The organism is Falsiroseomonas oryzae, from assembly GCF_027856955.1.
In the GTDB taxonomy this organism is placed as follows: Bacteria; Pseudomonadota; Alphaproteobacteria; order Acetobacterales; family Acetobacteraceae; genus Falsiroseomonas; species Falsiroseomonas oryzae.
The window spans coordinates 22,444-33,279 of the sequence record NZ_JAPSMD010000015.1; the positions used below are offsets into that span (position 1 = coordinate 22,444).

General features: G+C 66.8%; 13 protein-coding genes. 9 read left to right on the plus strand and 4 right to left on the minus strand.

Annotation, left to right across the window (positions count from 1 at the left end; all coding sequences use genetic code 11):
• Positions 1-457: 457 nt before the first annotated feature.
• Positions 458-943, plus strand: coding sequence for a hypothetical protein (locus OZN99_RS03715; protein ID WP_270933825.1), 486 nt, complete (start codon positions 458-460; stop codon positions 941-943).
• Positions 944-1,109: 166 nt separating this feature from the next.
• Here the strand turns inward: OZN99_RS03715 and OZN99_RS03720 are convergent, their stop codons facing one another.
• From OZN99_RS03720 to OZN99_RS03730, 3 genes are read right to left on the minus strand one after another with little or no spacing between them, the layout of a single operon-like run.
• Positions 1,110-1,595 (minus strand): hypothetical protein, encoded by a 486-nt coding sequence (locus OZN99_RS03720; RefSeq protein ID WP_270933826.1) that lies wholly within the window; start codon positions 1,593-1,595, stop codon positions 1,110-1,112.
• Complete coding sequence (locus OZN99_RS03725) at positions 1,592-2,917, minus strand: recombinase family protein (protein WP_270933827.1); 1,326 nt, start codon at positions 2,915-2,917, stop codon at positions 1,592-1,594. The genes OZN99_RS03720 and OZN99_RS03725 overlap by 4 nt, the downstream gene beginning before the upstream one ends.
• Positions 2,914-3,414 (minus strand): DUF2924 domain-containing protein, encoded by a 501-nt coding sequence (locus tag OZN99_RS03730; RefSeq protein ID WP_270933828.1) that lies wholly within the window; start codon positions 3,412-3,414, stop codon positions 2,914-2,916. Before OZN99_RS03730 ends, OZN99_RS03725 begins: the two co-directional genes overlap by 4 nt.
• Positions 3,415-3,670: 256 nt before the next feature.
• Between OZN99_RS03730 and OZN99_RS03735 the strand changes: the two genes are divergently transcribed.
• Both OZN99_RS03735 and OZN99_RS03740 read left to right on the plus strand, forming a co-directional pair.
• Entirely contained in the window at positions 3,671-5,068 is a 1,398-nt protein-coding gene (locus tag OZN99_RS03735; RefSeq protein WP_270933829.1) for a uracil-DNA glycosylase, read from the plus strand.
• A 153-nt stretch (positions 5,069-5,221) separates the two neighbouring features.
• Positions 5,222-6,652, plus strand: coding sequence for a transglycosylase SLT domain-containing protein (locus tag OZN99_RS03740; RefSeq protein ID WP_270933830.1), 1,431 nt, complete (start codon positions 5,222-5,224; stop codon positions 6,650-6,652).
• A 191-nt stretch (positions 6,653-6,843) separates the two neighbouring features.
• Here the strand turns inward: OZN99_RS03740 and OZN99_RS03745 are convergent, their stop codons facing one another.
• Complete coding sequence (locus OZN99_RS03745) at positions 6,844-7,554, minus strand: S24 family peptidase (RefSeq protein WP_270933831.1); 711 nt, start codon at positions 7,552-7,554, stop codon at positions 6,844-6,846.
• A 339-nt stretch (positions 7,555-7,893) separates the two neighbouring features.
• Here OZN99_RS03745 and OZN99_RS33420 point away from each other — a divergent pair, with 339 nt between their 5' ends.
• The 6 genes from OZN99_RS33420 to OZN99_RS03770 form a co-directional block, all read left to right on the plus strand.
• The gene (locus tag OZN99_RS33420; protein ID WP_333779716.1) at positions 7,894-8,157 is read left to right on the plus strand and encodes a helix-turn-helix transcriptional regulator; all 264 of its coding nucleotides are present in this window, start codon (positions 7,894-7,896) and stop codon (positions 8,155-8,157) included.
• Between the two features lie 343 nt (positions 8,158-8,500).
• Positions 8,501-8,881, plus strand: coding sequence for a hypothetical protein (locus OZN99_RS03750; protein WP_270933832.1), 381 nt, complete (start codon positions 8,501-8,503; stop codon positions 8,879-8,881).
• The gene (locus tag OZN99_RS03755; RefSeq protein WP_270933833.1) at positions 8,881-9,327 is read left to right on the plus strand and encodes a hypothetical protein; all 447 of its coding nucleotides are present in this window, start codon (positions 8,881-8,883) and stop codon (positions 9,325-9,327) included. The genes OZN99_RS03750 and OZN99_RS03755 overlap by 1 nt, the downstream gene beginning before the upstream one ends.
• The gene (locus OZN99_RS03760) at positions 9,324-10,085 is read left to right on the plus strand and encodes a hypothetical protein (RefSeq protein ID WP_270933834.1); all 762 of its coding nucleotides are present in this window, start codon (positions 9,324-9,326) and stop codon (positions 10,083-10,085) included. Before OZN99_RS03755 ends, OZN99_RS03760 begins: the two co-directional genes overlap by 4 nt.
• Positions 10,075-10,200 (plus strand): hypothetical protein, encoded by a 126-nt coding sequence (locus tag OZN99_RS03765; RefSeq protein WP_270933835.1) that lies wholly within the window; start codon positions 10,075-10,077, stop codon positions 10,198-10,200. Before OZN99_RS03760 ends, OZN99_RS03765 begins: the two co-directional genes overlap by 11 nt.
• Before the next feature lie 28 nt (positions 10,201-10,228).
• A partial coding sequence (locus OZN99_RS03770) for a hypothetical protein (protein ID WP_270933836.1) occupies positions 10,229-10,836 on the plus strand: 608 nt, incomplete at its 3' end.

The following is a 10,836-nucleotide window of genomic DNA, read 5'->3' on the forward strand; positions in this document are numbered from 1 at the left end:
GGAACAGGCATGCTCTTTCACGGTTGACCCCGATCCGAGGGTTTGCGCGGAATGGCTGCGCGTTCTCTTTCGCGTTTAGCGCGACGCCGCTTTGTTTGCGGATCCGTTCTTGGTCCGCACGTAGGGAAGCCACTCGCTTCCAAGCGCTGTGCTTTCCCAGCAGATGCACATGCCGCTTGGTATACTTCTCAGCCGCATACTCATGATGCAAGCGACGGGGCGAGGTGCATTCAGCACATCTGGCGGGCTCCATCCGCGGGCTTGCGAAGCGAATTCGATTGCTCGGGAAACAACGGCTCGGCCGCCCTCTATTCTTCGTCGTCCCGGTCGAATGAGCAGAGCTTTGTGTTCGTGACAACATCGGTGATCTGGCCTTTCGACGCACATCCCGAGCGTAGAGTGTCCGCGTCCATCCAAAATTTCGCTGTTACGGCAAAACAATAAGGGGAGATCGCGAATGTTGACGTTTGACTTTGAAAGGGAGGGTTACGCGCATTGTAATTGGCCGGGTTTTTATGATAAACATTTATTCTATGTAGTTGAGGGAAAGAACAAATACAGCGATCTAGTGCATGGCGCTAGCGTAAATAAAGGCGTCCGTAATGGTAGGGCGAAACCTGGCGAACAGAAAGGCATAAATTCCACGCTGGCCATAACTAATGCTCAACGCGATGAGTTATTTTCTTGGCTTAATAACGGAACTCTCAATAAGCAATTTGCAAAATTATCTGCTCTGGGAAAAAATCAACGAGCAGACATCTCTGGCATTCCTGTCCTTGGCGTAGTTATATCACAGGTAAAGCAGAAGTGGCAGGTCAGAGCTGGTGGTGCCTTGACTTTGGGGTTCAAGAAGGCCGGTGTAAAGCACTGGATTGACCATTTCGCGTATCATGATTGGGATGGAAGTTACGTCGTTGGCGAGGGAGCCATATTCGACACGTAGTTCTAGAAGCCATTTTTATGGGTTCGTCTGTCCTCACCAGCGGGTGTTGTGCGGTTGTGAGCGCTGGACCTGGGTGGTTATCAGGCGCAGTGGCGGCACCGAGGAAGGATGCTGTCCTTCAGCTGGTGTGGTCTGTCGCCCGTGTCTGGAGAGGCCAATGGCGTGCCTATTCGACGCGGCTGTCGGATCGCCCAGCCGGCGTGCCCGCAGAAGCATGCGACGCAGAGCAGGACATGCGCCATCGCCTGACCCCCTGGAAGCGAAGCGGCTCCAAGCGGGGTGGCCGCGGCCAAGAACAGGTGATTTCAAGGAGGCCGCAGAGTTTCACCTCTCGTGCCTGGCGGCCCTCAATGATGGACTCAACCAGCTCCGGCGCCAGCAGGGTCAGGTTTAGTACCCGACCAATATAGGCGCGATCGACGCCTTCCGCGGCGGCGAGTTCGCGGATCGATCCATACCGCCCCTCCTCCAGCATTCGCCGCCACCGGAAAGCTCGCGCCAGCGCCTTCACCAGCGCCGGGTCGCCGCGCGTCTCCGCTATGCCCTCGCTGTCCCCGCCGGTCTGCACCGGCGCGCCATCCGGCCCGACGATCTGCTTCCGCCCGCCGCGGCGCCGGATGCTCATCGGCACCACCACCGTCACGCTGGTCATGCCGCGACCGCCTCCTTCGTCGCCATATCCCGCGCCAGCCCGGCCAGCCCTTCCAGGTTCAGCCGGATCTGCGCGCCCGCATCGGTCAGGTCCACGCGCTCGACCAGCAGCCGCACGATCCGCTCCTGCTCGCCGGGGAACAGTTCGTCCCAGAGCGGATCCAGCCGACCGAGCGCGTCGCGGACCTCGGCCTCGGTGAGGTCGGGCGCCTCTGCCCTGGCCGCGCGCCAGGTGCCGACTACCACCTCCGGCTGGCGCAGCAGGGCGCGGACCTGTGCCATCACCAGTCCCTCTATCTCGCCCGCCGGCAGGCGCCGATGCGGCGCGTCATTGGCGCCGCCCTGCAGCACGGTCTGGCTGACGTAGTAGCGGTAGAGCCGTCCCTTCTTCCGAGTGTGGGTGGGCGACATGGCGCGCCCGTCCGGCCCGAACAGCAGCCCGCGTAGCAGCGCCGTGGCGGTGGTGCGGGACTTCGACGCGCGCTCCCGCGGGCTTTCACCAAGGATCGCGTGCACCCGGTCCCACAGCTCCCGCGGGATGATCGCCGCGTGCTCTCCGGGATAGGCCGTCCCCTTGTGCACGGCCTCGCCGATGTAGACCCGGTTCACCAGGAGCTTGTAGAGCGCGCCCTTGTCGAAGGGCCGGCCCGTCTTCGTCACGTGCCCCTCCGCCGCCAGGATCGGCAGCAGGCGGGATCCGGAGCCGATCTCCGCGAACCCCTCGAACACGCGCCGCACCGTCGCGGCGGCGGCCTCGTCGACCAGGAGCTTGCGGTTCTCGACGCGGTAGCCGAGTGGCACCGGCCCGCCCATCCACATGCCGCGCGCCCGCGAGGCGGCGATCTTGTCGCGCACGCGCTCGCCGATCAGTTCACGCTCATACTGAGCGAAGCTGAGCAGCATGTTCAGCGTCAGCCGCCCCATGCTCGTCGTTGTGTTCAGCGACTGCGTAATTGCGACAAACGTGACCTCGTGCGCCTCGAAGGTTTCGACCAGCTTCGCAAAGTCCATCAGCGACCGCGAAAGCCGGTCCACCTTATAGACCAGCACGACGTCCACGAGGCCGGCCTCGATGTCGGCCAGCAGCCGCTTCAGCGCGGGGCGATCGAGCGTGCCGCCACTGACCCCGCCATCGTCGTAGCGGTCGTGCACCAGCACCCATCCCTCGGACCGCTGCGAGGCGATATAGGCCTCGCAAGCCGCGCGCTGCGCCTCGAGCGAGTTGAACTCCTTGTCTAGACCCTCGTCCGTGGACTTCCGCGTGTAGACGGCGCAGCGGAGCTTGCGCACCTTCGCCGGCATGGCGGCATCGCGGCGGGTCATGCGCCGGCCTTCCGCATGCCGAAGAACGTCCAGCCGTTCCAGCGCGTGCCGGTGATGGCGCGCGCGATGGCGGAGAGCGACTGATACGGCCGCCCCTGCCATTCATAGCCGTCGCGGGTGACGGTGACCACGTGCTCGACGCCCTTCCACTCGCGCAGCAGCCGCGTGCCGGCGATCGGACGCTGGTCGCGGCGGATGCGGCGGAGGGTGAGGTTCCTGCCATCGATTTGCTCGCCAAGCGCCTCCAGGCGGGCGATGGTCTCGGGCTTCAGGCCGCCATACGCCAATTCCTGGGTTCGGTACGAAAGCCTGCTTTCGAGGAACTTCCTGTTGTAGGGCGGTGGTTCCGTGCCGAAGAGCCGGCGCCACTCGGCCTTCAACTCGCCGATCGGCATGCCCGGCAGCGCGGCAAGGCGCGCCGGCACGTCCGGCTTCGGGATGGCGGCGATGGTGGGGGAGGGGGGTACCTCCGCCTTCGTGGTCACGCGTCGGGTCATGCGAATCCCTTTCTTCTGGGGTTCGCATGGGGGCGCTGGCCGGGGACGGAGTGTAGTCGAACCACCCTCTCGCCGCCGGCCGCGCGCGCGGCTTCCGCGGCAGCGCGGCTCCTGAGCCGCAGGAGCCCCCGGGCGAGCAGGTCGCAGACCTGGGCGAGGTGGGGTGGGAGGTGGGCGTTGGCGCTCGGTGTCGATCGGTTGGGCATCATCATGCCGCGACCATCTACCGGCTGCGCAGCGCGACGAAACAGCGAAGATGCAGCGGGCGAAGGCGAGCGACGAAGAAAGCAGCGGAGCGAACTCCGCCAGTTTCCCGACCCAAATGTGCGGCGAATCGGTATTCTTCTCGAATCGAACCCGGCGCTGCACGTCGGGGAACGCTGTCGGGGGACGCATGCCTGCTGCGCGGGGGATGGAATTCGTCGCCAGTGGCGTTTTGGCAGAGGCGATTAGCCGGACGTCTGCAGATCACTACGTGATCTGGACGGGGCATACCTATCCATCGTGGCAGGTGTCGCTGCGCTCCCGAGCCCTTGCTCAGATCAGGGAGGTCGGTGTCCCCGTGCCGCTGCGCGAACTACTCAGGCGCGCAGCTCGCATCGAGGGCAGCCTAGGCTTGGATCCTGGCACGGTGCGCAGCGGGGTCCGACTTCATCAAGGTGCCAAGCCAGCTGTCTATCTGCTGGTCGAGCGCAATCGCATGGGCGACTACACGGCTCTCACTGACATTCCATACGCCGGGCCTGCCTTCCGTCGAATTGCGAAGGGCGCAGTTGTCTTGGATCGTGCGGGTCGCTTGTTTGTGGAATGCCTGAGGGAGTCGCCCCGGCCAGCGCAGGCAGCGGCACAGATGGCGCGGCGTGAGGACGAAGTGCTCCCGCATCCGTCGCTGCGTCAGAGAACGCCCCGTGCGACAATCCGCTCGGCACCGATGGGTCCGGCTGATCTCCCGCCGGAGCTGCGCCCAAGGCCGGCCGCGTCGAAGACCGCTGCGCGTACCCCGGACGAGGTCACCTGCGGCAGCGACGCAGCGCAACTACGGAATTGGCGCGAGCAGGCCTTGGCGACGGATCGGCCGCGGACGCTGCGTGACGTCAGTGCGCGGACGCGCCGCCGCGCGATGCTGGCTCTGCCGCATATGCGACCGCTTGCCGCCTTTGCAGAGCAACTCCGCGCTGCCAAGCCAAGCACAGAGGTGCCGGATTTCGATCCCCTGGACGGTGGCGTGAATGCGCAAGTCCTCTTCCTGTTCGAGAAGCCCGGCCCCATGGCTGGCTCGTCGGGCTTCATCAGCCGGAACAACGACGACCGCACTGCTGAAGCTACCTTCCACTTCATGCTTGCCGCCGGCCTGCCGCGTCATGCGACCTGCCTGTGGAATGCGGTGCCGTGGTGGAACGGCAAGCGCGAGGTATCGTCGACAGAACTGCAGGAGGGCGCTGGCAGCGCGCTGGGTCTTGCGCAGCTGTTGCCAGAGCTCCGGGTCGCTGTCTTGGTAGGACTTCGAGCGGGCAGGGTTGCGCGGGAGCTTCGGCAGCGCGGGCTTGTCGTACTCTCATCGTATCACCCATCACCAATCAATCGCGCCGCCTCGCCGGCGAAGTGGAACGCAATCCCTGCTGAGTGGGCGAGGGTGAAGCAGTACCTGCGCTAAGTTTCGCTCCATCACCGGCGCTCTGGCAGTGGATCATCGCTGCCGGATCATAAGTGATTGCGTCAGCCGGCACGCAGTGACAGGCTTTCCGGGTCCACGCCGAAGAGCGACATCTTCGGTAGGCTTCACCGATCAGCTCTTGAGATCGGTATCTTGCCAAGCGTCCTTCATCCGTCGACAGGGCTGGCAACAATGGAAAAGAATGAGAGCGACAAGGCAAAGGCCGACCTATCAGCCTATCGGCTGGAGCGATTGAAGGTCGGGGGTAATGTCCTGACCGTGCTCATCACCGTGGGCTTCGGAACCCTTGGACTTGGCTGGCTGAACGCCAGCTACCAAGATCGGCAGAAGGCGGCGGACCGAGAGATCGAGCAAGCGCGTGTGCGAATAGAGGAGATCAAACTCGAGACCGAGCGCGTACGGGCGGAGAGCCAACAGCGATTGGAGGAGATGAAGAATCTCGGCTCGTTCATCGAGATCGCTCTCGATCAGCGTCTTGAAAGGCGGCTGCGCTTTGCGGAGTATTTCTCTTTCATGACCCTGTCGGACGACTTCCGAAGCCGATGGTCCGAGTATCACTCCTCCCTTTCATCGGACCTGAATGCGCTGATTGACGCCGAAACGGAGTTGGCGCGCGCTCAGCAACAGGGTGACGCTGGCGCTATGGCAGTTGCCAGCCAGCGGTTCGCAAGACTGCAGAACTACTCCGCACGCATCGCGATGAACACCCGTAGGCCAGACTCGTCATCGCTGATTGCCGCACACATAGAGACGACGCCTCCTCGGGATCCCGGAGCATTGGTCCGACCTGCAGGGCTGCCGACGGTACCGACAAGCCCGACAGGCCCACGCCCTCCGGCAGCGTCTGACAACACGCGCTGCATACCTGACCGGCTGCGGTCGGCGCTTCCGGCTCTCACGGTCCCTCACCGCCGCTTCGAGGGGTCGATCTTCTGGTCGCTCACCCCAGGAGGCATCGCCCTCCACGACGGACCCGATGATGCAAGTCCCGAGCAGGTCGGCTTCACGCCGGCAGAAAGCGCTCTGGTCGCAGCGGTTCTGCGTGATCACGGCTCCGCAATTGCAACTGCGGCTCGCGAGTTCGGCGTTCCAGCCGAGTTGCTGATCACCAGCATCATCGTCAACAGCGCGAATCGGCCCAGCGCCGTTCGAACCGAGCCAGGCTTTGCCAGTGATGAGCGTTCTCCAAGCCGCGTTTCCGTTGGGCTCACGCAGATACTGCTCTCGACCGCCCGCGCTGTCCTCCGTGATCCTAGTCTGACGAGGGAGCAGTTGTTCGACCCTGCCCTGAACGTGAGGGCAGGCGCGAGCTTCCTGGCATCTCACTTCGAGCGGACCAGCTTTGATCCACCGTTGGTGGCAGCTGCCGAGAATGCCGGCGGGGTGTTCTTCAACGACGCGCCGGCAAATCGCTGGAAGCTGCGCAGCTTTCCTGTTGGAACGTCGGTACTAATCGATCGCTCTGTCCGTGCCTTCAACGCGTCGCTTGCGCATTTGGCTGTGCCCGAGAATCGCCTACGCCAGGAGGTGCCTACGTTCGAGGCTTGCCTACGTCGCGACTGACAGCCGGACCAAATGAGCGCCCGTCACCGATGCCAGGAGCGTCGAGAAGCGGACGAAGTTGTCCGGCCCGACACAGGGCAGGGTAGCGTGCGTCGCCCTGTTCCGGCCCAATTCGTGCAGCACCGCCGCCTCTCCAGCGCGTCGATCCCGCGCAGCCGAGTACGGTCGCCTTCCACGTCGAAGCATCCTTCTCACAACCGCCGCGCCGCCCAGATCACGCGCCCGATGATGCTGACCTCCTCCGCGACTCGCTCGTAGGTCTGGTAGTCCGGGTTCACCGACTTGATGACGACGGTGGCGGGCTCGGAGTTCGGGATGTGCTCGACGCGCTTGGCGACCACACCCATGCCGTCCCAGATCACGAAGATCCCCGGCGGCACCGGCACGCGTTGGCTGGTGTCGACCAGGATGCGATCGCCCGAGTGCAGCAGCGGCTGCATTGAGTCGCCGTCGATGGTGATGACCCGCAGGTCCTCCGGCTTCGCCCGGAACTCGTGGCGGATCATCGCCTCCGAGAAGATCCAGCTGGCCTTCGCGTCCTCGAGGCCCTCGTTCAATGCACCGGGCCCGGCAGAGGCACGCACGTCGAGTTCGGCAATCGCCACGTAGCCGTCGAGCGCGGCGCTGCGCCGGCGGCGCACGGGCGCGGGCTCACCCTGCTCGGCGATGGGGGGTGGCAGCGCGCCAGGTTCGGACGGCGGGCGGATCTCCGCATCGGGCACACCGAGCAGCGCGGCTAGCGCTTCGCGCGCGTCCTCGGGCAGCACCTTCGGCACGCCACGGGTGACGTACTGGTGGAGATAGGCGGCGTTGCGGCCGATCGCGAGCGAGGCATTCTTCAGGTCGGTGCCCCGCTCCTGGATCAGCTTCATGACCCGGAGACGGGTCGGGTCGAGCTCCATGGCGGCTAACTCCTTGTCCCGGCACGATAGGTAATAGCCTATTTTTTGTGTTTGACCAGCATGGATCTGCTGGGCATTCCTGTCGCCAGCCATGCGAACATTGAGTGAACAATTTCTCGCCGAGGTGGAGGCCTTCCTGCGCGCCTCCCGCATGAAGCCGACCGATTTTGGGCGCGAGGCCGTTGGCGATCCCAGCTTCGTCACCCGTCTGCGGCAAGGGCGTTCGCCCAGCCTGGCCACGGCCGACAAGGTCCGGGCCTTCATCAGCCGATTGGATGCCAGGACCACCAGCCGGAGGCCCTCCCGGTGAGAGATTGTCCTATTCTGCACCTGAACCAGGTGCAACTGGCCCGACGCTGGAGCCTCAGCCCGCGGACGCTGGAGCGGTGGCGCTGGCGCGAGCAGGGGCCCGCTTACCTGAAGGTCGGCGGCCGGGTGGTGTACCGCCTGGAAGACGTCGAGGCCTACGAGCGCGCCGCAGCGCGGCAGCCGGACGCGGCGCGTCGTGAGGCGCGGGGAGGAGACGCGCTGCTCTCCCCCGCCCGATCGATGAGGCGGCCTTTGCCGCCTGGCTGGAACGGGCCGAGGCCGGTGAGCGCCTGACCTACTGGCGCGGCCACCTGGCGATCGACGCGTCGCCGCTGGTCTCGCGGCTCCGCGGCGAGGACCGGCTGCAGCTGGATCTCGTCAGCCGGCTCGCCTGGAACACGGCGCAGCAGGGCTGGCCGGATCTGCTGCAGCAGCGGCACGGCTCGCACGACTTCAGCTACGTCGCCGTGCGGCGACGCCCGGAGCCGGCGATGCCGGTGCGGCTGGCCGCGTGATGCGCGCGCTGCGCCCCATGCCAGAGGTCCTGGCGATGCCGGCCGCCGACGACGGATAGCGGCCGCTCCGCGCGGCTTCCTCCCTCACCGATCCCAGACCAGCCCGAACGGAGCATCGCTGCATGCTGTCCGAACGATCGCCGATTCCCGAAACGCAACTTGCCGCCGCGCTGATCCGCCGGGCGCTGGACGATGCCCTCACGCCGGATGAGCGTCTCGCCAAAGAGCACCTGACGGACACACCGCAGGGGCTTCGCGTCAGCGTCTCCAGTGGCGTCACGGCCGCGGAGCGCACGGAGGCGGTGCGCTTTCTGCTCGACACCTCGCGCTCCTGGTCGGAGTCCCGCCGCGCCTGGTGTGATGCGGTCGGCCTCGATCCCGCGCAGCTGGTGCGGCACGCGCTGCGGCACGTGCCGCTCGCGGTGATCCCGCGCGACATCCGGCTGGCCCGGCGCATGGGCACGTCCGTCCCGGCGACCACCGCGCTGCGGGAGGCGGCGTGATGGGCAAGGCGTCCCGCGACAAGGGCCTGCGCCGCGAGCGCGCCCTCGTCGAGATCCACACCAAGTGCGGCATCCATGCCGAGCGCGTGCCGCTGTCGGGTGCGTCCCACTACCAGGGCAATGGCGGCGACCTCGACATCTATGCCCGCGGTCGCGGCGCGCCGCCCTACACCGCCGAGGTCAAAGCCCGCGGCAATGGCAGCGGCTTCAAGCTGCTGGCGGGCTGGCTCGCCGGCCATGACGCGCTGTTCCTCTGGCAGGACCGCGCCGCGCCGCTGGTCGTGCTGCCGCTGCATGTCTGGCTCGAGCTGCTGAGCTTCGCGGCGCCGGCCAATGACCAGGGCAGCATCCAGCCTGACCCCGACGCCGAGACGGAGCGGCTGCAGCGCCGCACCGCGGCCGAGCAGGGAAGGCCGGTCGACGCCGTGGCGGAGCGCGCAGCATGAACGGCTTCGCGCTGCACGGGCTGGACCACCTCTCCGCCACCAGCCTGAACCTCTGGGCGGCGCAGCCCGCCCTCTGGGTGGTCGAGAAGCTGCTGCGTCGGCGTGCCAGCCCGGGCTGCGCGGCGCACCGCGGCACCGCGGTCCAGCATGGCGTCAGCCTCGGCTTGTTCGATCCGGAGCTGGGAGTGGTCGACTGCCGGGCCGCGGCGCTGGCCGAGTATGACCGCCTCACGGCGCTCTCCGCCGATCCCAACCGGGCCAAGGAGCGCGAGGCCGTGCCCGGCCTGGTCGAGACGGCGCTCGCCGAGCTGCGCCAGTACGGCCCGCCGACCCCGCCACCCGAGGGCCAGCGCCAGCACCGCGTCGAGGCCGCGCTGCCCGACGTGCCGGTGCCCGTCGTCGGCTACCAGGACTTCGTCTGGGACGCGCACGGCATCGTCCTCGATCTCAAGACGCAGCTCCGCCTCGCCGGTGAGATCAGCCCCGCCCATGCCCGCCAGGGCGCGGTCTATGTCGCCGGCACCAACCGCCAGATGCGCTTCTGCTACGCCACCCCGAAGAAGGTGGCGGTCTACGCGCTGGAGGACCCGCGCACGCCGCTGCTGACGCTGCGCCACGTCGCGCTGCGGCTCGAGCGCTTCCTGCACCTGTCGCGCGACCCCCAAGAACTCGTCGGCCTGCTGTGCCCGGACTTCGAGAGCTTCTGGTGGTCGGCGCCCGAGGCGCGCGCGCTCGGGAGGGACGTCTATGGCTTCTGACCCGACGCGCCGCCGCATGCGGCTGCCCGCCCTCACGCTCGAGCTGCTCGCCGCCGCCCTGCACTGGACGGGGGTGTGCGCGCTGCTCGCCCTCGTCCTGTCCCTCATCGCCTGACGTCTTTCACCAGCCAGAGGAGAGGCCCATGGCCCTCGGCCTGAACACCAGCACCAGCGGTGCCGACTTCATCCCCCACATTCGCTACGACGCCCGCGCCGGGCGGCTGTTCCGCGCCGATCGCGCCCAGGGCAGCGACGGCCGCTGGCAGACCACCATGGTCGACATCAGCAGCCCGCCGCCGCAGTTCCTGATGGACCTGGCGCAGATCGAGATCGGCTGGCTGTCCTATGCCGGCGGCGCGCCCGACCTGCGGATGGTGCCCTTTGGCGCGCCGCTGCCGCCGCAGCCGAGCAAGGAGCACAAGCAGGGCTTCCGGGTGCGGGTCTACGCCCCGAAGCTGCTCGGCGGCCTGCGGGAGTTCGCTGCCTCCGCCAAGACGGTCATCTCGGCCATCGATGCGCTGCACAGCGCCTATGAGGCAGCGCCGGAGCGCAGCCAGGGCCTGGTGCCGGTGGTGAGCCTGGCCGGGACGATGCCGGTGGTGAGCAAGACGCCGCAGGGCAGCAGCACGAACTACGCCCCGGTGTTCCGCATCGAGAAGTGGGTGCCGCGGCCGGCCGATCTGCCGCTCGACGGCGTGACGGTCACGGCGCCGACGGGCGCACCGGCGCCGGCTCCAGCCGCGCCGCCGCG

Coding starts and splice junctions, on each gene's coding strand:
- OZN99_RS03755 (WP_270933833.1), top strand. CDS start 8,881: ATGGGCAAGGCGTCCCGCGACAAGGGCCTGCGCCGCGAGCGCGCCCTC.
- OZN99_RS03725 (WP_270933827.1), bottom strand. CDS start 2,917: ATGACCCGCCGCGATGCCGCCATGCCGGCGAAGGTGCGCAAGCTCCGC.
- OZN99_RS03715 (WP_270933825.1), top strand. CDS start 458: ATGTTGACGTTTGACTTTGAAAGGGAGGGTTACGCGCATTGTAATTGG.
- OZN99_RS03760 (WP_270933834.1), top strand. CDS start 9,324: ATGAACGGCTTCGCGCTGCACGGGCTGGACCACCTCTCCGCCACCAGC.
- OZN99_RS03730 (WP_270933828.1), bottom strand. CDS start 3,414: ATGACCCGACGCGTGACCACGAAGGCGGAGGTACCCCCCTCCCCCACC.
- OZN99_RS03750 (WP_270933832.1), top strand. CDS start 8,501: ATGCTGTCCGAACGATCGCCGATTCCCGAAACGCAACTTGCCGCCGCG.
- OZN99_RS03720 (WP_270933826.1), bottom strand. CDS start 1,595: ATGACCAGCGTGACGGTGGTGGTGCCGATGAGCATCCGGCGCCGCGGC.
- OZN99_RS03765 (WP_270933835.1), top strand. CDS start 10,075: ATGGCTTCTGACCCGACGCGCCGCCGCATGCGGCTGCCCGCCCTCACG.
- OZN99_RS03745 (WP_270933831.1), bottom strand. CDS start 7,554: ATGGAGCTCGACCCGACCCGTCTCCGGGTCATGAAGCTGATCCAGGAG.
- OZN99_RS03735 (WP_270933829.1), top strand. CDS start 3,671: ATGCAGCGGGCGAAGGCGAGCGACGAAGAAAGCAGCGGAGCGAACTCC.